Source organism: Streptomyces sp. NEAU-sy36, assembly GCF_013423905.1.
Classification (GTDB): Bacteria; Actinomycetota; Actinomycetes; order Streptomycetales; family Streptomycetaceae; genus Streptomyces; species Streptomyces misionensis.
This window is the reverse complement of sequence record NZ_CP058977.1, coordinates 7,950,622-7,968,609: the sequence shown is the minus strand read 5'-3', so window position 1 is coordinate 7,968,609 and position 17,988 is coordinate 7,950,622. Positions and strand designations below refer to the sequence as shown.

Genomic DNA, 17,988 nt, shown 5'->3' with positions numbered 1-17,988 from the left:
CGGAACGTGGAGCGTGACGGAAGGGCGGCGTGACCCGTGAGCGTGTGGGACGACCTCGTCGGGCAGGAAAAGGTGTGCGCGGTGCTGGACGCCGCCGCGCGGGACGCCGACGCCCAGGTCACCGCCGCGGCGACCGACGCGCCGCTGCCCGAGGCGTCCAGGATGACCCACGCCTGGCTGTTCACCGGCCCGCCCGGCGCGGGCCGCAACCAGGCCGCGCGGGCCTTCGCCGCGGCCCTCCAGTGCGTGAGCCCGGACCGCGCCCTCGGCGGGGCCCCCGGCTGCGGCTTCTGCGACGGCTGCCACACCGCCCTGCTCGGCACCCACGCGGACGTCACCACCGTCGCCGCGGTCGGCGCCGAGATCCTGGTCAGGGACATGCGGGACACGGTCCGCAAGTCCTTCACCGCGCCGGCGAACGGCCGCTGGCAGATCATCCTGGTCGAGGACGCCGAGCGGCTGAACGAGAAGTCGGCCAACGCCGTCCTCAAGGCCGTCGAGGAGCCCGCCCCCCGCACGGTCTGGCTGCTGTGCGCCCCCTCCATCGAGGACGTCCTGCCGACCATCCGCTCCCGCTGCCGCCACCTGAACCTGCGCACCCCGTCCGTGGACGCGATCGCCGACATGCTCGTACGCCGTGACGGCGTCGAACCGGAGGCCGCGGCCGCCGCCGCCCGCGCCACCCAGGGGCACGTGGACCGGGCCCGGCGCCTGGCCACCGACCCGGCGGCCCGCGAGCGCCGCGCCGCCGTCCTGCGGCTCCCGCTGCGGCTGGACGAGGTCGGCGCCTGCCTCAAAGCAGCCCAGGAACTGGTCGACGCGGCCGCCGAGGACGCCAAGGAACTCGCCGAGGAGATGGACGGCAGGGAGGCCGAGGAGCTGAAGTCGGCGCTCGGCGCGGCCCCGGGTGGCCGGCTGCCGCGCGGCACGGCGGGCGTGATGAAGGACCTGGAGGACATGCAGAAGCGCCGCCGGACCCGCACGCAGCGCGACAGCCTGGACGTGGCCCTCGGCGACCTCACCGCCTTCTACCGCGACGTCCTCGCCCTCCAGCTCGGCTCCCGCGTGGCCATCGCCAACACGGACGCCGAGGACGCGCTGCAGCGGCTGGCCCGGAACAGCTCGCCGGAGTCCACCCTGCGCCGTATCGAGGCGATCGCCGCGTGCGGCGAGGCCCTGGACCGCAATGTGCCGCCGCTGCTGGCGGTGGAGGCGATGACGATGGCCCTGCGGGCGGGCTGACGACGTCCGTCCTCGTCCGCGGGCGGGTCGGCGGCACCCGGCGCTGTCCGCGGCCGAGACGCTTGGCGCCGCCCGCGGGCGTGTCGGCGGTGGCCGCGGCCGTCCACGGGGCGGGGCCGACGACGCCCGCCTTCATCCACGCAGTTGCCCGCCTGTCATCCGAGGTTGCCCGCCTGTCATCCGAGGGGTGGGCCGGCGACGCCGCCCGTCCCTCGTACGGGGCGACAATCCGCACGCACCGCACTCGCTGTATCGCACAGCGTTAATCTCGCCAGATGCACACCTGGTCCTCCCCCTCCCGTCGCCGGCGCGCGGCGTCCCGCACCCGGGCCCGCCTCACGGCCGCCGCCCTCGCGACCGCGGCCCTCCTGGTGTCCGCGTGCTCACCCGGCGGCAGCTCGGTCGCGTCGTCCTCGGCGGCGGTCCCCCGGACCGGTGCGGCGGACGTGCCCGCCCTGGCCCCGCTGCCGCGCACGACACCCGCGGCGCTGAAGCCGTACTACACGCAGCGGCTGAAGTGGCGTGACTGCGGCGCCCCCGGCTTCCAGTGCGCCACGATGAAGGCCCCGCTGGACTACGACAGGCCGGCCGCCGGCGACGTACGGCTCGCGGTGGCCCGCAAGACCGCCACCGGCGGCGCCAAGCCGCTCGGCTCGCTGCTGGTCAACCCGGGCGGCCCGGGGGGTTCGGCGATCGACTACCTCCAGCAGTACGCCGGTCTCGGCTACCCCGCCGAGGTCCGCGCCCGCTACGACATGGTCGCCATGGACCCGCGCGGCGTCGCCCGCAGCGAGCCCGTCGGATGCCTGGACGACCGCCAGATGGACACGTTCACGCAGACCGACCTGACCCCCGACGACCAGGCGGAACGCGACGCGGTGGTGGCGTCGGACAAGAAGTTCGCACAGGCCTGCGGGGCGCGCTCCGCGCGGCTGCTGCGGCATGTCTCCACCGTGGAGGCGGCCCGGGACATGGACGTCCTGCGCGCGGTGCTGGGCGACCCGAGGCTGAACTACGTCGGGGCGTCCTACGGCACCCTCCTCGGGGCGACCTACGCCGGCCTCTTCCCGGGCCGGGTGGGCCGCGTGGTCCTGGACGGTGCGCTGGACCCCGCCCTGGACTCCCGCACGGTGAACCTGGAGCAGACCGCGGGCTTCGAGACCGCATTCCAGGCCTTCGCCGAGGACTGCGCACGGCAGACGGACTGCCCGCTCGGCGGCCGCGGTACGACGCCCGCCCAGGCCGGCGACCGTCTCAAGGCGTTCTTCCGTGAGCTGGACGCGCGACCCGTCCCCGCCGGCGACCCGCACCGCAAGCTGGGCGAGGCCCTGGCCACCACCGGTGTGATCGCGGCGATGTACGACCAGGGCGCCTGGGGGCGGCTGCGCGCGGCGCTGACCTCGGCGATGAAGGACCACGACGGCGAGGGCCTGCTCGCCCTCTCGGACAGCTACTACGAGCGCGACGCCTCGGGCCACTACACGAACCTGATGATGGCCAACGCCGCCGTGAACTGCCTGGACCTGCCGCCCGCCTTCACCGGCCCCGAGCAGCTCGCCAAGGACGTGCCGGCCTTCGAGAAGGCGTCCCCGGTCTTCGGCGAGGGCCTCGCCTGGGCCTCGCTGAACTGCACCTACTGGCCGGTCCGGGCCACGGGCGAGCCGCGCCGCATCCCGGCGCGGGGCGCGGCACCGATCGTCGTGGTCGGCACCACCCGGGACCCGGCGACCCCCTACCGCTGGGCCCAGTCCCTGTCCCGCCAGCTGTCGTCGGGCCGCCTCCTCACCTACGCCGGCGACGGCCACACCGCCTTCGGCCGGGGCAGCAGCTGCATCGACTCCGCGATCGACGCCTACCTGCTGCACGGCACCCCGCCGGCCCACGGCAAGCGCTGCTCATGACCCCCGCCCCGGCCCCGGGCCCCGCGGCCCGGGGCCGGTACGAAGCACTCCCGGAAACTGTGTAGACTTACCGACGTTGCGACGGCACCCTAGGTGCACGCAGCACGCCGCTTTAGCTCAGATGGCCAGAGCAACGCACTCGTAATGCGTAGGTCTCGGGTTCGAATCCCGAAAGCGGCTCAGAGATAAACCCGCTGGTCAACGGCGGTAGACGATGAGGCCCGGTCAAGATCACTGACCGGGCCTCATACGTATTTCGTACACCCTGTTTCAGGCGGGTGATCTACGTGAGCGGCGCATCGGCCATCGCCAATGCGACCGCCCGCCCCGCGTCCAGCGCGTCGGCAACCTCGTCCAGGCGGTCAGGGAACAGATGGCCGTAGATGTTCAGCGTCATCGACGCGTCCTTGTGGCCGAGCATCAGCTGCACGACCTTCACATCGGCGCCGGCCGCGATGGCGAGCGAAGCAGCCGTGTGGCGCAGCTTGTGCGGCGTGATACCCAGCCCCTCCAAGCCCGCCTCCTTGACCGCGGGGTCGAACACTCGCGACCGGAAGTTCGCGTACCGCAGGGGGCCGCCCTCCGGCGCCGTGAAGAGCAGATCGTCAGCCTTCCGGCCCCTGGCCAGGTCTCCAAGCTCGTTCGCGAACGACCGGGGGAGCGGCACCGACCGCTTCTCATGGTTCTTCACCGGCCCCAACGCGAGCACGCCGGACACGTCGGTGTAGTTCTGCACGATCCGCATGCGCCGCTGCGGCACCTGCAGCCGGCCCACCTTCACCGCTGATGCCTCCGCCCACCGAATCCCGCAGTACCCGAGCGTGAGAATCAGCAGCCGGTACTCGCCCGCAGCCAGCGCCAGGCGCTCCAGCTGCTCGTAGGTCAGGTAGACGTGCTCGTCCTCATCGTCCGGGCGAGGCAGCTCATGATCGTGGCAGGGGCTCACGGCAATCCGCTTCGAGAACACGGCGTGCTTCATCACCATGGACAGCACCCGGTACGCCTTGATGATCCGCGCGGCACCGAGCAGCCGGCCGCCCTTGCCAGGCTTCGTTTCCAGCTCGGTCAGCCACGCGTTGACGTCCTCCCACTGGAGCGCGCCGACCTGCCAGTCACCCCACTTGGGGATGACGTAGTTGTCGAGCAGGTCGCGGTAGTCGCGCTTCGTCGTTCGCCCGATCTTCCGCTTCGACGCGAACCACTCCTCCGCAACGACCTTCACTGGCGCTTTGGCCGACTTCGGGTCCCGGTAAGAGCCCTTGTCGAGCCGGGCCGTGATGGTGTCCTTTTCCGCTTCGGCCTGCGGCAGCTTGCCGAACGTCTTGGCCTTCGGGAGACCGTCGGGGCCGTACCACCGCACCCGCCACCGGCCCGGAGGCTGCCGCTTACTGCCCTCGCGTTTCGCGGCCTGCCACTTCTCCATGGCTTCCTGGTAGTCCGCGTGGTTCGCGCGGTCCTCAATCCACACCCGGGCCATCAGTCCGCGCTTTCGTCGGGGTTCGGGAAGATCTGCATCCGACGCCCCGCCGGCCTGGCGTAGACGAGGAACTGGAGCAGCACACCCGACGGGTCACCGGGCTCAATGCGCTCGATCGGCATCTCTCCATCCAGCCAGTCCCACGCTCGCTCTGCGTCGACCTCTCCGACCCCCGTGATCTCCACCGTCTTGGCCGGGTCGTCGGTCAGAGGCAGCAGCAGGGCGGAGGGGTTCACTCGCAGAGCAGCGGCCAGCGCAGTGAGATCGCCGACGTCGACGCGCCGCTCGGCGCGCTCCACCTTTGCGATCGCCGAGGGAGCGATCGGGCGGCCGACCTCATCGAGGAGCCGCGAGAGGTCATAGGTAGACCATCCGCGGGCCTCCCGGACGCGGCGGACGTTCGCGGCGACCTGGCGGCCAGTGGCGTCGGTGACTTGGGTGCGGGGGCGGGGGGCGGCTGTCATGGTCGGCAGTTTACGACCCAGAGGAATCTTCAAGCTCCTCGTTTCGTCTGCTACTGTCACTGTCATGGGACGATTGTGGTCCCAAATGAGTCGAAGTGCAACTCATCTGGAGTGAAGGTGTCTGACGAACTACTCACCCCGAAGCAGGTGCAGGCGGAGTACGGCTTCAGCGCCGGAACGCTCGCAAACTGGCGCTGGGCTGGCATCGGGCCCGCCTTCATTAAGACGCCGGGACGCAGCGGGCGCATCAAGTACCGGCGCAGCACGATCGAGGCGTGGCTGCGAGCGCAGACCGTACAAACCGGGGGCGCCGCAGCATGATCCGAAACGAAGAAACGCCCCGGAGGGTAGCCGGGGCGTTTCACGAAGACTCCGCGGCGGGCGGTAAGTCCGCTGTCACGGTACCGCAGAACGCGGTACGTGCCACCCCCGACTGGCCGCCTGTCCGCATCCCTGGGCGGCCCGGCTGGTGGCGCCACTACGTCAACGGCCAGCAGATCGACCTACCGCACCGCGATTCACCGCAGCACGGGGAGCGCCATGGGAAGTAACCTCCGCCGCCAGCTGCGGGAGGCCCTGCCGCCGAGCATCAAGGGCCTTCAGCGCGCGGTTGCCCTGGAGATCGCCGACGACGCGCGCTACGACGACGACTGGAACTACAGCCCCGAACATGGGCGGCGTAGCAAGGTGCGCTTGGCCGACCTCGTCCGCTGGACGGCCGCCAAGGACGAACTGAGCGTGCGCGAGATGCTGCGGCGCCTGTCCCTGGCCGGCTGGGAGTTCCGTCTGCCGATCGGCAAGGACAAGAACGGCAACCTCATGTACGCCGTGCCCGGCAAGGCCATGACGTTCCGCGTACCCGACTTCGAAGGGCCAACCACCGTTGGGCCTTGCGTGGAGACAGAGACCGAAGGACCAACCACCGTTGGGCCTACCCCCAACCACGGTTGGGGCATGGGCCAACCACCGTTGGGGGTAGGCCCAACCACGGTTGGTGCAGGGCCAACCACCGTTGGGCCCCCATCTCCTATCTCTTCTTCATCTCCAAAAGAATCTCCCTCCTCCCCCGGAGGCGGCGGCGGGGAGAGTTCTTCTTCAGAAGATCAAGACCAGACCCAGAGCCGGGCTGAGGCGTTCGTCAACGGACTCGACTACCGGGGAACGGCCCCCGACAAGGAGCAGCAGCAGAAGCTACGGGCGCTGGTCGCTGGTGCCCTCGCTGCTGGCTGGTCCGAGAACGGGCTGAGGCGTTACCTCGACATCAGCGACGACCCCAAGGTCCACAACCCGGCCAAGGTCTACCTGTACAGGCTGCACAAGGACCGGCTGCCCGACGCCGGGCCCTCCGCAGCCGTCGCCGAGGGCCTGCCGCCCGTGGGCCCGAACTGCTACCACGACCCGGCAGCAGCCTGGGACCTGACCAAACGAGTCGACCCCATCACCGGCGCCCCGTGCCCCGACTGCCATCCGGCCGCCAAGGCACTCCCGCCCGCCTGCTCGACCTGCCTCAGCTTCTCCGCCGAGGCAGCAACGGACGTCAGTCTGCGAGTCGACCACACGAGCTTCAGTGGCGGCCTGTGCCCGCGCTGCCACCCGGCCATCGTGGGTCCGAACCTGGAGAACCTGCCCGCCTGTGCGGCCTGCCTGGAATGGAACTCGGGGGCCGCGACCAACCCGAGCCTGCGGCACCGGCCGGACGCCGACGGCAACATGCAGCCCTGCGACGACTGCAATCCGGGGCGGATCGCCTTCCTGGCCAGGCAGCAGCCGGCCGTGTGGGGCAGCGTCGCAGCCGTCGTCAAGCCCCGGCAGCAGCAGGAGACGGACGCCTGGGCGGACCGCGCGATGGCCCGCGCACAGCAGCGCATGGCCAACGGCAACTGGAAGGGGGCCGGAACTGACGAGCGTGTCGCTGGCTGGGCGGCTATCGCCGCGGACCTGAAGGCCGAGGAACGGCGGAAGACCGACGGCCACCAGCCGTACCGCAATCCGACCGACCAGAGCGTCTATGGCGAGGACTTCGGCCCCGGCCCGGCTGTCGCACCCACCAGCTACGACGAGCCGTTCTAGGAGGCCCAGTGACATCCCACGTCGACCAGCAGATAGCCGCACGCATAGCGGCGGTCCGCACAAAGACGCAGCAGCAGCGAGAGGCCCGCGGGCAGTTCGCCGAGCGGCGCGCCGCCGGCCTCGAAGCCCGCAAGGCCGCGAAGCTCCGCCGCCGCTGCGCCGTCTGCGACCGGCCCCTCGGGAAAGGCCGCGGCCGGGCCTGCGTCCGCAACTGCGGCACGTGGCTCTGCCGGGCGCCGCACCGACCCCCGTGCAACGACGTCCACGGCGGGCAGTGCCCCAACCGGCCCACCGTGGAGGCGCCGTGAGCGATGTCGACCTCATGACGTGCGGCGCCATGGTCCACGCCCTGCGCGGCAACCAGGACGCGCTGCGCCTCGCCCTCGACACCCTCACCCGCGACGAACTCCTCGTCGCCGCCGTGCACGGCATGAGCGGCCTCGCCCAGGCCGTGCACGAGGCCGGCGCCGTCCAGCTCGCCGAGGAAATCGCCCTCGGCATCCAAGCGCACATCTACCAGGAAGGAACCACCCGATGACCATTGCCAGCCCCGACGACATCCGCGCCGAACTCGACCGCACCGCCGAGCGGATTCGCTCCCGCCGCGACCTCACCCCTCAGGCCAAGCAGGTAGCCCTCGCCCGCGCCTACCAGGCCGCCCAGGACAAGATGGGCCGGCTCCAGCAGGACGCCACCGAGCGCTACCAGCGCGACCGGGCCAAGCTGGAGCGGCAGCTGTTCGGCGCCCCCGACAGCTTCGGCGCCGACGCCGTCAACCAGCGTCAGGCCCGCGAGATGGCCGCACAGCTCACCGACCCCAAGCAGGCCGCCAACGCCTACCAGCGGGCCGTCAGGGACGGCGACAAGGCGTATGCGCGGGCCATCGCCTCGCACGCCGCCGACCACGCCAACCTGCCACTCATCGGGAAGGAGTGGCAGCAGGTCGTCCAGCAGTACACGCAGGACTCGCCCGCACGGGCCGAGGCGTACCAGCAGCTCGCCGGCATGCGGCAGCCGGGCACCGGGGTCGACTGGACGTACATCGTCCCTTCGCCCCCCGAGCTGGGCAGGTACACGTCCACCCAGGTGCAGGTGCTCGCCCAGACCGACCTGGAAGTGCACGGCAACGAGCCGAGCAGCGCAGCCTGAACGGCCATCCGTGAACTCGGCGTCAACGGCATCGGCCTCGATGGGCATGACGAGCGTCGAACCGATGGTGCGTCCGGCCGGCTACCTCGCCGGGCGCGCCAGCGCCGAAGCGGGTCCCGGGCGACCGCGCCCGTCCGGGACCCCCTGGGGGGGTTGGGGGTCCCCCCCCGTTCTCCGGGGATCGGGACGTGTAGCACCCGACCGTCTGCGTGCTCGTCGCGCTGTGTTTTTCGACCGAGAGGAATCGATCATGAGACTGGTCCCGGAGGGGGCTGAGGAGTTCGATCCGCCCCCACCTCCGGCCCCGGCCGGGCTTGGTGAGCGCGGCCGGCAGCTGTGGGAGGAGATCGCGGACGCTCACGGCCTGCGGGTCGACGAGCTGCGCGTCCTTGAGGACGCCTGCCACGAGGCGGACCTCATCGAGCGCATGCACATCGAGCTACAGACGGCTCCGCTGGTGGTGAAGGGCTCCATGGGCCAGGACGTTGCCAGCCCTCTCGTGCAGGAGCTGCGCCAGCACCGCGGGCTGCTGGCCCGGCTGCTCGGCTCGTTGAAGCTGCGCGACGAGGAGACGGAGGAGCGGGACGCGCAGGCCCGGCAGGATCAGGGCCGCAGGGCTGCTCTGCATCGCTGGCACGGTTCGGCGTGAGCCGCCCGCGCCCGCGGCGGAAGCGTCCGCCGGCCGGGATGCCGCCGCAGCTGGTGGCGTTCCACTTCGAGGACTGGCACGACCCCGTGTGGGATGTCGACTACGAGCCGGGCGGTCACTTCCAGCACTACCTGGCCCGCACCGAGTGGCAGGAGGCCCGCCGTCGCTGGGTGAACGGCGAGGAATGGCCGCCCGCGCTCGAATCTCCCAGACCCGTAGCCGGGGGCAGCGTGTACACGTCCCCGGTCGGCGAGGAACCCAGGCAGGGTGCAACCCCCCACCTGAACCGGGCGGCGGTCGAGCACCGCGCCCGCCCGATCAAACTGCATTAACGATCTCCATCTAGACCCTTTCGAGGCCCGCGCCACGGACTGCCAGAAAGGGGCAGCCATGGCTGGAGCCATCAGCGTCGGCTCTGTTGAAGTCGACGTCGTACCGAACATGCAGGGCATCTACAGCCGTCTGCGTCAGGGCTTGGAGCCTCCCGCGTCCCGGGTGGGCGACGAGGTGGGCCGCGTCATGGGGCGCTATATCGCTGCGGGGATCGCGGCGTCGGTCCGGGAAGGCATCACGTCGGGTGCCAGGCAGGCGCAGGCTCCGGCCGCGCGGGCGGGCGACGAGACGGCGGGCGCGTTCGCCCGGACGTTCCGCTCCCGGCTGCAGGCCGCTATGCGCAACCTCCCCAAGGCAGATGTGCGCCTCTCGGACACGGGGCTGGACGCGGACTTGGCCCGCCTGCGGGCCCGCCTGGAGACGCTGGCGAACAAGCGGGTGGGTGTCGACGTCGATGCCGGCGTCGCCCTGGCGGAGATCGACCGCCTCAAGGCGGATCTGACCCGGCTGGGTGCCGAGCATCCGAACGTGAACGTGCGCGTGGACACGGGCCGCGCGCTGGCCGAGCTGGCGGCCCTCCAGGCGGACATCAACCGCATGGACGGCCAGAACGTCGACGTGAACACCAACGTGGACACGGCGGCGGCAGTGTCCGGTCTGAATGCGATGACGGCCGCGGCCACTACGTTCGGACCGGCTCTTCTGCCGGTGATTCCGGTCGTTGCGGCAGGTCTCGGCGCGATCGCCGCCGCTGCTGCCGCCGCGGGCGCCGGCATCGGCGGTATCGCCCTTGTGGCGGCCCCGGCCGTCAAACAGATCACGGGCGTTCTGCAGGCGCAGAAGGCGGCGCAGGCCGCGGCGGCCACGGCGACCGCGAACGGCGGGCAGGCGGCGGCACAGGCGTCTTCCCGGGCCCTTCAGCTGGCATCCGCCCAGCAGGCCGTGGCGACCGCGGAGCGCAACGGCGCCCGGCAGATCCAGCTGGCCGAGCAGCAGGTGTCCCAGGCGCGCCAGAACGCGGCCCAGGTGGCGCAGCAGGCGGCCCTGCAGAGCCAGCAGGCTGCCCGTGCGGTCGCGCAGGCCGAGACCGCCCTCGCGGACGCCCAGAAGTCGGCGCTGCAGGCGCAGAAGGATCTGACGGCGGCACGCCAGCAGGCGGCGCAGGAACTGCAGGACCTGAACAACCAGCTGACCGACTCGGTGTTGTCGCAGCGGCAGGCCGAGCTGGACCTCGCGGATGCCAAGAAGCAGCGGGACGCGGTGTTCGCGAACAAGTCCTCCACCGACGAGGACAGGGCGCGCGCTCAGCTCCAGTACGAGCAGTCGATGCAGAACCTCAAGGAGCAGCAGCTCCAGACGCAGCGGCTGAAGACGCAGGCGGACGCCGCGAACAAGGCCGGCGTCGAGGGCAGCAAGACGTACAAGTCCGCTCAGGACCAGCTGGCGCAGGCGCAGAAGGATGTGGCGGACAAGACGCAGGCCCTGAAGGACGCCCAGGACGCGCAGGCCCGCACCGCGCAGCAGAACGCGCAGCAGATCGCGCAGGCACAGCAGCGGATCGCCGACGCCCAGGCGAATGTGGCGAACGCCCAGCAGCAGGCCGCGGATTCGGCGGCCTCGGCTCAGCGGCAGCTGCAGGAGGCGCAGTTGTCGGCGGCCGGCGGCGCGGACGCGGCGGCCACGGCTCAGGCGAAGTACCGGCAGCAGCTGGCCGCTCTGTCGCCTGCGGCCCGCGCGACGTTCAACGCGTTCGTCAGCCTCCGGACCGCGTTTTCGAACTGGTCGAAGTCCCTTCAGCCGGCCGTTCTGCCGATCTTCACCCGGGCGCTGACCGGGATGAAGAACGCTCTGCCGACGCTGACGCCGTTCGTCCTCGCCGCGGCGAGCGCCATCAAGCAGCTGCAGGACCGGGCATCGGCGCAGCTGAAGACGCCGTTCTGGCAGGGCTTCAAGAAGGATCTGCAGGGCTCGGTCAAGCCTGCGATCATCGGCTTCGGCGTCGCGTTCGGCAACGTGCTCAAGGGCATGGCGGGCATTGTCGATGCCTTCCTTCCGCACATGCAGGGCATTTCCAACCGGCTGCAGGGGATCACGAAGCGGTTCGCCGCCTGGGGTGCGGGACTGAAGGGATCGCCCGCCTTCGAAGCCTTCCTCAGCTACGCGGCCGACAAGGGCCCGCTGCTGGCGAGCACCTTCGGGCAGATCGCCGGCGCGATTCTGGCTATCGGCAAGGCGACGGCGCCGGTATCGGGACCGCTGCTGCAGGTGATCGGCGCGCTTGCCTCGTCTGTGGGCTGGCTCGTCACGAACATCCCGGGCCTGGTCCCGGTCATCTACGGCATGTACGTGGCAACGAAGCTGTGGGCGGTCGGGCAGCTGCTCTTGAACGCCGCAACGGCCGCTTTCGACCTGCTGATGGCCGCGGGGCCGTGGGGATGGATCGCGCTCGCGATCGTCGGTGTGGGGCTGGCCATCGCCACCCTGTGGAAGCACTGCGCGTGGTTCCGGGACGCCATCAAGGGCGCCTGGGCGGCCATCCAGCTCGGCGCCAGCGCTGTCGTGGACTGGTTCAAGGGGCCCTTCACCAACTTCTTCACGAAGACCATCCCGAGCGTCTTCCACACGGTGATCGACTGGGTCAAGAAAAACTGGCCCTGGATCTTGGGCGCCCTGACGGGGCCGATCGGGCTCGCCGTCGTCGCCATCATCAAGTACTGGGGCGACATCAAGGCCGGCATGAACGCCGCCTGGACCTGGATCAAGAAGTGGGTCGTCTATCCGATCCGGGACTTCTTCACGCAGACGATCCCCGGCTGGGGCAGCACCCTGAAGGACAAGCTGGTCGGCGCATTCGACGCAGCGCGAGCCGGTATCAAGCTGGCCTGGGACAAGGTCAAGGGGATCGCCAAGACGCCCGTCCAGTACGTCGTCGACGTCGTCTACAACAACGGCCTGCGCAAGGTCTGGAACCTGGTCACCGACGTATTCGGCGGCAAGCACCTTGACCCGCTCAAGTTCGCCACCGGCGGCATCATGCCCGGCTACACCCCGGGCCGCGACGTCCATCTGGTGCCCTCCGTGGCCGGCCCGGTCGCTCTCAGCGGCGGCGAGGCCATCATGCGCCCCGAGTGGACCCGCGCGGTCGGCCCCGGCTACGTGCACGCCATGAACGCCGCGGCCCGCGCCGGCGGCGTCTCCGGAGTGCGGGGCCTGCTCGGCTACGCGGGAGGCGGCATCTTCGAGGGTATCGGCAACGTCCTGAGCAGCGGCTGGGACAAGGTGAAGAAGGGCGCCAGCTGGCTGAAGGACACGTTCAGCAGCGCCATTCAGGCCGGTGTCACGCACGTCGTCAACCCGCTCATCACCAAGATCCCCGGCGGAAGCATCGGCTTCGTCGGCCTGCTGAAGAGCCTGATGAAGGGCGCAGTCGCCAAGCTAGTGGGCGCCGGCAAGAAGGGAGACGCCGCTGCCGCGCCGAACGTGAAGTACAGCCCGACCAAGGGCGTGGAGCAGTGGCGCGGCGTGGTCAAGCAGGCGCTCAGCCAGGTCGGCCAGCCACTCTCCTACGCGGACATCACGCTGCGCCGCATGCAGCAGGAGTCGGGCGGCAACCCGACGATCGTCAACAAGTGGGACTCCAACTGGAAGGCCGGCCATCCGTCGGTCGGCCTTATGCAGGTCATCCGCGGCACCTTCCAGTCCTTCGCGGGCAAGTACCGGAACACCGGCCCGTTCCTGTACGGGGTATCGGTCAACCCGCTCGCGAACGTCTACTCCTCGATGAAGTACGCGCTCAAGGCCTACGGCAGCTTGCCCGCGGCATACAACCGGGCCGGCGGCTACGACTCCGGCGGCTGGATGCCCCCCGGAATGAACCTGATGTACAACGGCCTCGGCCAGCCCGAGGCCGTGCTGACGCCCACCCAGTGGCGGGCGATCCAGGGCGCCGCCGTCCGAGGCGATGACGGTCCCACCTACGTGGGCCTCCAGCCCGGCGACCAGATGCAGCTGGTTGTCGACGGCCAGCGATTCGCCGCCTACGTCGACGGCCGGGCCGACCACCGTGTCGACGCGGGATTTAATCAGCTCAGGAGGGTGCTGAAGGCCCGTCCGAGGATCTACTGACGGCGCGGCGGGTGTGGGGTGGACGAACCATCCCATACCCGCCTGATCAGGGCGATGGGCGGCTACTGCTCACGCTGCTCTGTCGCAGGTCAGAGCGTTGGGGTTCTTCTGCTCACCCCTGATCAGAGCAGCGGCTGAGCACCCCCTGATCAGATGCCTGAGCAGGCGCCGACCTGCGGAAACGCGACCCTGAGCACCCCTGATCAGGCCCTGATCAGCGGCGGCATACCGGGTCATACCGGGTGCTAGAGTCGCTGGTCGCCTGCTGGTCGCCTGCTGGTCGCGCTGCTAGACCGCAGGTCAGAAGGTGCTGTCCCCCCGGTCTGCCGCTGCTATGCGGCTGATCTCGACCGGCAGGGTAGCGATCACGCCCAGGTCCCTGACCTGCGGTCTAGCAGCGCGACCAGGGCGGTATCGGCGGCGATACCAGATGCTTTGGGCGGTCTGTACCCCGGTCGGCGCCCGGTCGGTGCAGGCGTCGACCCGGTCGGCCGACCACCCTGGCTGGCGCCTCGACCGCCCTGCGACCACCCGACAGACCGGGGCATACCCGGCGTCGACCACCCGTGACGCACCCGTGATGCCCCAGGTCAGCCCCGTGATGCACCCCGTGACGCTGCGGGCCGAGCCCGTGATGGCGTCACGGGTACCAGCCGCGAAATCACGGCCCATCACGGGCACCATCACGGGCCTGACCAGCATGGTCACGGTGGTCACGGACGGCGTCGCGGGGCGCGACCTGCCCGCGGAGCGTCGATCCTGCCCCGCCCGGAACGCCCGGAATTGACCCCCTGACAGACCCCGGACGCCCCCGGACAACCGCAGGTCAGAGCGTTGCCCGCACCGGCCCGACCCCGGACAGCCCTGGACAGCCACCGCCCCGAACGGCAGGTGCTGTCCAGGGTGGCCCGCCCACCCTGACCACCTCCCACCTGCGCAAACGCGAGGCTGTCCAGGCGGTGTCCAGGGCCCTCGCCACCGTTCACCCGGGCATGGCGAAGGCCCTCGTACCGTCCCGTGTGGAAGGCGGGGCGGGCCGAGGGCCTGTCGCGTATTTCGTTGCGTATTTCGTTTCACCGGCCGCCTAGTACGGCTTGTACTGCCAGCCGCGCGCGCGGTCCCGGAAGACGTCGGTGTGCCGGAACTGGGTCGAGTGCGGGTCGTTGGCGGTCGCCTCGGGCTTCAGGTCGGCGGCGGTCAGACGCCGGCCGATCCGCTTCTCCAGGCACGGGATGCACAGCACCGTGTTGGAGCGGGCGCGGGCGAGCCCGTACCAGACTTCGTCCTTGGCCGCGTAGTTCTCGTAGTCGCCGCCGCAGTCGTCACAGTCGGGGCTGCCGCTCATCGGGCCGAGCGGGGTACGCGACCAGTCGCGCTTGAACAGGGGCATGGGTTCCTTCCGGATGGTCGGTGGGGAGGATGGGGCCTCCCCACGGTGGGGTTCAGCGGCGGTACAGGCCGAGCCGCCCGAGGGCCGCGGCGACGTCCTGCCGGGTCGGCTTGAGGCCGGCCGCCGCGGCGGCGGCAGCGACCTCGTTGGGCCACACCTGGCCGTGCTCCCGGTGCATGCTCCGGGCGATCCGGACGATGGCCTTGCGGCGGTCACGGGCGACGGCGGTACGGGCGTTCATGGGGGTCCTCTCTTGGGGTGCGGCAGACGGCCGCACCCCTTGGGGGGAAAGGGCTCTGAGGCCTTGTGGGTAAAGGGCGGTAGAGGGTCGGGGACGCTGCGGCGCAGCGCTCCCGAGGGCGGTCTGTGCAGCCGTCCGGGCAACGCAGATGCGAGGGGGGGGGAGATCGGTAACACGCTGGGGAAACGCGGGCCCGCGGCGACGGGGGCCGAGGGGTTTCGTCCTGCGCGGCAGGGGCCTCGAAGGGGGTGCGCTCAGCGCGGACCCTTTTGGGATTTGACCAGCCATCGAGGCCCCGCCGAACCCCCCTCCGGAGAGGGGGGGACTTGCGGAACACGCTGGGCGTTTGCGGGCGCCTACGCGGCCTTCGGGAAGGCCCGGTCGACCGCGCGGTAGACGGCGAGGAGGTACGGCCGCGTCGACACGTCGTCGGCGTCCGGGCCCGCCATCTGAGCCATCGACCGCGCTGCCTGCTCCAGCTCCAGCGCGCCCATCCACGCCAGGCTGAAGGCGGCCAGGGAACGGACCTCCTCGACCGACAGCTCGTCGGGGTTCTTGATGCCGTAGGTCTTCGTCGCCGCGTCCTCGACGGCCGCAGCCAACTGGTCCCGGGACACCCCCATGCGGACCGTCACGACCGTGTGCCGCTCGTCGTAGGGCTCGACCAAGTCCTGCACGTCGTCCGCGGGCACGGCCGGCCGCTCCAGAGAGATCGTCATGACCGCTGCTCCTTCGTGGCGGCCAGCTGGTCCCGCAGCTGCTGCAGGCAGGCCGTGTAGGTCTTCAGGTCCCGGATCATCTGGTCGGCCGCCTCGACGTCGAGCTGGGCGTAGGGCCCGTACACGTCGTTGTGGTCGATGATGATGCACGCCGGGTCGTCGTCCTCGGCGACCTCCGGCATGACCAGCTGCGCGCACAGGGCGGGCAGCGCGGGCATCTTCGTCGGCCCGGTCCCGTCCGGCGCCTTCAGCTTCAGGAACGGCCCGCGGTGGAAGACGTCGTCCGGGTTGTCGGAGTCGTGGCCGCCGATGCACCACGGCGGGCAGGACGCCACGCGGCCGACGTCGGTCGCGTGCTCGGTGATGATGACGCTCATTCCGCGGTCACTCCCTCGACCCGGTGCTCCGCGATCCACGCGGCCCGGCACTCGTTGATGACGATGATGAGTTCGGCCTCGCCGCAGCGGCGGGCCGCGGCCTCGGGGCTGTGGTCGTCGCAGCACAGAAGGCAGTGCGCCCCGGTGCACGGCTCGGACTCGTTGAACGTCCAGACGTGGCCGTTCTCGTCGGCCCGGTACGGCGTCGGGTCGATCCAGGCGAACGGGCGGCCCGGCACGTCGGTGCGGACCAGCACGGGCGCCTGGAGCCCCGTCACGATGCTGGTGCTCATTCCCCTACCTCCGGGGTGGTGGCGCGGACGGCCCGGCAGGCGAGCAGGCGCAGGCCCTCGCGGTCGTCCAGACGGTTCGCGGTCGTCATGTCGGCCAGCACGGCCGGCAGGCTGTACTTGGGCTGTCGGACACGGGCGACGGCGGCGGCCTCGGTGGGCCGGCGGACACGGTTCGCGCTCATGCGGCCAACTCCCAGGCGTCGCGGGCGAAGAAGGTGTTCAGCAGCAGCCAGACCAGCGGCCACGGCAGCAGGTCACCCTTGGCAAGGTTGCAGCGCTCGCAGGCGAGCACCAGGTTGTCCAGCTCGTAGCCGGGCCAGATGCGGTGCGGGATGTAGTGGTCGATGGTCTTGCGCCGCATCGGCCGGCCGCTCTTGAAGTTGCGGCGGCAGTAGAAGCAGCGGCGGCCGTCCCGGCTCGCCAGCGTGCAGTGCACGAACCCGCGCTGCTCCAGGGTCAGCTCCTCGCGCTTCGTGCTCACGACAGCTCACCCCGCAGCCGCATCGCCTCCGTGGCCAGGGCCTCGATCCGGGACGCGGCCACCCGCAGGCACTCGGCGAGCCGCAGACCGTCCTCGGCCGCGAAGTCGCCCTCGGTGTCCAGCTCCAGGGAGATGACCGGCACCAGCTCCCGGTACGGCGCCCACGAGATGTAGGCGGCCAGCACCGGCACCCAGCGGTCGGCGTCCGTGAACGTGGCGGCCTTCACCCGCACCGAGCGGTGCGTGATGTCGTTCCGGCCGATCCCACCGCCCACCTGCCAGCCGTGGCCGATGCACCACGGCGGGCAGACGACCTCGATGAAGCCGTGGTCGATGGTCGACAGCACCCACTTGCGCGGCGCGGCGGTCACGCGGCGCCCCTGGCCGAGCGCTCGGAGACGTTCGCCTGGCGCGCGATGCGGGCCAGGTGCCGCAGCTCGGAGGCGAAGCCGATCAGGTCATCGGCCAGCTTCTCCGCCATCTCCGGCGTGACGTGCGCGCCCTCGTCGCCGCTGGCGTCCCCGACCGCGATGTGCGGGGCCCGGAAGGCGGGGTCCGTGGCGACCGGGTCGCCCTCGATCCAGGCGTGCATCTGGACCGGGTAGGCGCCGTACCCGAACGTCGGGACGTAGACGCTCGCGACGTCGCTGCGGTGCATGACGTCCTCGATGGCCCCAACCGGCTCGGCGACATGGTCCTCGTCGCACCACGTGGGGCAGGGGAGGTAGGCGATGGTCGAGACGTTGCCGTTCTTCACCCTCACCGGCACCAGGCGGAAGCCGGCCGGGATGGCGGGCAGCGACTGGTCCGCGGCCGTGGGCTGCGCGGGGATCGCGGGGAGTTGCGTCTTGTGCATGGCAGACTGAGCCATAGCGGTTCTCCTGTGTGGCAGGTGATCCGTCAGGCCCCAAACCGGTGACACCGCCAAGTAGCACCGGGGAGGGGCCGCCCCCTTTTCGGGAGCCGATGAGTTGACTCTAGGCTGTGTTGAGTCGAAAAGCAACTCACGCGCCAGATTCCATAAGCACATGGGGGTTCTCCCAGGTAGGGCCGTTGGTCGATCCCTACGGTGACGCC

At 70.8% G+C, this 17,988-nt stretch carries 21 protein-coding genes and 1 tRNA gene; 11 read left to right on the top strand and 11 right to left on the bottom strand.

Features of this window, described 5'->3' with window-relative positions; genetic code table 11:
* The first annotated feature begins 36 nt into the window (after nucleotides 1-36).
* The 3 genes from HZZ00_RS35040 (at nucleotide 37) to HZZ00_RS35030 (ending at nucleotide 3,323) form a co-directional block, all read left to right on the top strand.
* On the top strand, nucleotides 37-1,242 hold the full coding sequence (locus HZZ00_RS35040; protein ID WP_180330065.1) for a DNA polymerase III subunit delta': 1,206 nt from the start codon (nucleotides 37-39) through the stop codon (nucleotides 1,240-1,242).
* A 275-nt stretch (nucleotides 1,243-1,517) separates the two neighbouring features.
* The gene (locus HZZ00_RS35035; protein ID WP_180330064.1) at nucleotides 1,518-3,143 is read left to right on the top strand and encodes an alpha/beta hydrolase; all 1,626 of its coding nucleotides are present in this window, start codon (nucleotides 1,518-1,520) and stop codon (nucleotides 3,141-3,143) included.
* Between the two features lie 106 nt (nucleotides 3,144-3,249).
* A tRNA-Thr gene (locus HZZ00_RS35030) sits at nucleotides 3,250-3,323 on the top strand.
* Nucleotides 3,324-3,426: 103 nt separating this feature from the next.
* Here HZZ00_RS35030 and HZZ00_RS35025 read toward each other — a convergent pair.
* Together HZZ00_RS35025 and HZZ00_RS35020 are read right to left on the bottom strand one after the other, a co-directional pair.
* Entirely contained in the window at nucleotides 3,427-4,566 is a 1,140-nt protein-coding gene (locus tag HZZ00_RS35025) for a site-specific integrase (protein ID WP_257585531.1), read from the bottom strand.
* 53 nt (nucleotides 4,567-4,619) lie between these two features.
* Nucleotides 4,620-5,150: a helix-turn-helix domain-containing protein gene (locus HZZ00_RS35020; RefSeq protein ID WP_180330062.1), complete on the bottom strand. Its 531-nt coding sequence runs from the start codon at nucleotides 5,148-5,150 to the stop codon at nucleotides 4,620-4,622.
* 51 nt (nucleotides 5,151-5,201) lie between these two features.
* Between HZZ00_RS35020 and HZZ00_RS35015 the strand changes: the two genes are divergently transcribed.
* From HZZ00_RS35015 to HZZ00_RS34980, 8 genes are all read left to right on the top strand, one after another.
* Nucleotides 5,202-5,405: an AlpA family transcriptional regulator gene (locus HZZ00_RS35015; protein WP_257585530.1), complete on the top strand. Its 204-nt coding sequence runs from the start codon at nucleotides 5,202-5,204 to the stop codon at nucleotides 5,403-5,405.
* Nucleotides 5,406-5,624: 219 nt separating this feature from the next.
* Nucleotides 5,625-7,154, top strand: coding sequence for a hypothetical protein (locus HZZ00_RS35010; protein ID WP_180330060.1), 1,530 nt, complete (start codon nucleotides 5,625-5,627; stop codon nucleotides 7,152-7,154).
* A gap of 8 nt (nucleotides 7,155-7,162) precedes the next feature.
* Entirely contained in the window at nucleotides 7,163-7,462 is a 300-nt protein-coding gene (locus HZZ00_RS35005) for a hypothetical protein (RefSeq protein WP_180330059.1), read from the top strand.
* Nucleotides 7,459-7,692, top strand: a complete 234-nt coding sequence (locus HZZ00_RS35000; RefSeq protein ID WP_180330058.1) for a hypothetical protein — start codon at nucleotides 7,459-7,461, stop codon at nucleotides 7,690-7,692. The genes HZZ00_RS35005 and HZZ00_RS35000 overlap by 4 nt, the downstream gene beginning before the upstream one ends.
* A complete protein-coding gene (locus HZZ00_RS34995; RefSeq protein WP_180330057.1) occupies nucleotides 7,689-8,303 on the top strand; it encodes a hypothetical protein in 615 nt (204 codons plus the stop codon). The genes HZZ00_RS35000 and HZZ00_RS34995 overlap by 4 nt, the downstream gene beginning before the upstream one ends.
* Before the next feature lie 250 nt (nucleotides 8,304-8,553).
* A complete protein-coding gene (locus HZZ00_RS34990; protein WP_219013979.1) occupies nucleotides 8,554-8,952 on the top strand; it encodes a hypothetical protein in 399 nt (132 codons plus the stop codon).
* A 38-nt stretch (nucleotides 8,953-8,990) separates the two neighbouring features.
* On the top strand, nucleotides 8,991-9,284 hold the full coding sequence (locus HZZ00_RS34985) for a hypothetical protein (RefSeq protein ID WP_180330056.1): 294 nt from the start codon (nucleotides 8,991-8,993) through the stop codon (nucleotides 9,282-9,284).
* A 58-nt stretch (nucleotides 9,285-9,342) separates the two neighbouring features.
* The gene (locus tag HZZ00_RS34980; protein ID WP_180330055.1) at nucleotides 9,343-13,410 is read left to right on the top strand and encodes a hypothetical protein; all 4,068 of its coding nucleotides are present in this window, start codon (nucleotides 9,343-9,345) and stop codon (nucleotides 13,408-13,410) included.
* A gap of 1,084 nt (nucleotides 13,411-14,494) precedes the next feature.
* On the opposite strand, the gene HZZ00_RS34975 is transcribed toward HZZ00_RS34980, so the two are convergent.
* From HZZ00_RS34975 to HZZ00_RS34935, 9 genes are all read right to left on the bottom strand, one after another.
* Entirely contained in the window at nucleotides 14,495-14,800 is a 306-nt protein-coding gene (locus HZZ00_RS34975; protein WP_180330054.1) for a hypothetical protein, read from the bottom strand.
* 52 nt (nucleotides 14,801-14,852) lie between these two features.
* Entirely contained in the window at nucleotides 14,853-15,041 is a 189-nt protein-coding gene (locus tag HZZ00_RS34970; RefSeq protein WP_180330053.1) for a hypothetical protein, read from the bottom strand.
* Nucleotides 15,042-15,397: 356 nt separating this feature from the next.
* The gene (locus tag HZZ00_RS34965) at nucleotides 15,398-15,760 is read right to left on the bottom strand and encodes a hypothetical protein (RefSeq protein ID WP_180330052.1); all 363 of its coding nucleotides are present in this window, start codon (nucleotides 15,758-15,760) and stop codon (nucleotides 15,398-15,400) included.
* The gene (locus HZZ00_RS34960; protein WP_180330051.1) at nucleotides 15,757-16,137 is read right to left on the bottom strand and encodes a hypothetical protein; all 381 of its coding nucleotides are present in this window, start codon (nucleotides 16,135-16,137) and stop codon (nucleotides 15,757-15,759) included. Before HZZ00_RS34960 ends, HZZ00_RS34965 begins: the two co-directional genes overlap by 4 nt.
* The gene (locus tag HZZ00_RS34955) at nucleotides 16,134-16,430 is read right to left on the bottom strand and encodes a hypothetical protein (protein ID WP_180330050.1); all 297 of its coding nucleotides are present in this window, start codon (nucleotides 16,428-16,430) and stop codon (nucleotides 16,134-16,136) included. Before HZZ00_RS34955 ends, HZZ00_RS34960 begins: the two co-directional genes overlap by 4 nt.
* Nucleotides 16,427-16,612 carry a hypothetical protein gene (locus HZZ00_RS34950; RefSeq protein WP_180330049.1) on the bottom strand — a complete coding sequence of 62 codons (186 nt, stop codon included), beginning with the start codon at nucleotides 16,610-16,612 and terminating at the stop codon, nucleotides 16,427-16,429. The genes HZZ00_RS34955 and HZZ00_RS34950 overlap by 4 nt, the downstream gene beginning before the upstream one ends.
* Nucleotides 16,609-16,911 carry an HNH endonuclease gene (locus HZZ00_RS34945; RefSeq protein WP_180330048.1) on the bottom strand — a complete coding sequence of 101 codons (303 nt, stop codon included), beginning with the start codon at nucleotides 16,909-16,911 and terminating at the stop codon, nucleotides 16,609-16,611. Before HZZ00_RS34945 ends, HZZ00_RS34950 begins: the two co-directional genes overlap by 4 nt.
* Complete coding sequence (locus tag HZZ00_RS34940; protein WP_180330047.1) at nucleotides 16,908-17,282, bottom strand: hypothetical protein; 375 nt, start codon at nucleotides 17,280-17,282, stop codon at nucleotides 16,908-16,910. The genes HZZ00_RS34945 and HZZ00_RS34940 overlap by 4 nt, the downstream gene beginning before the upstream one ends.
* A complete protein-coding gene (locus tag HZZ00_RS34935) occupies nucleotides 17,279-17,782 on the bottom strand; it encodes a hypothetical protein (protein ID WP_180330046.1) in 504 nt (167 codons plus the stop codon). The genes HZZ00_RS34940 and HZZ00_RS34935 overlap by 4 nt, the downstream gene beginning before the upstream one ends.
* Nucleotides 17,783-17,988: the final 206 nt, after the last annotated feature.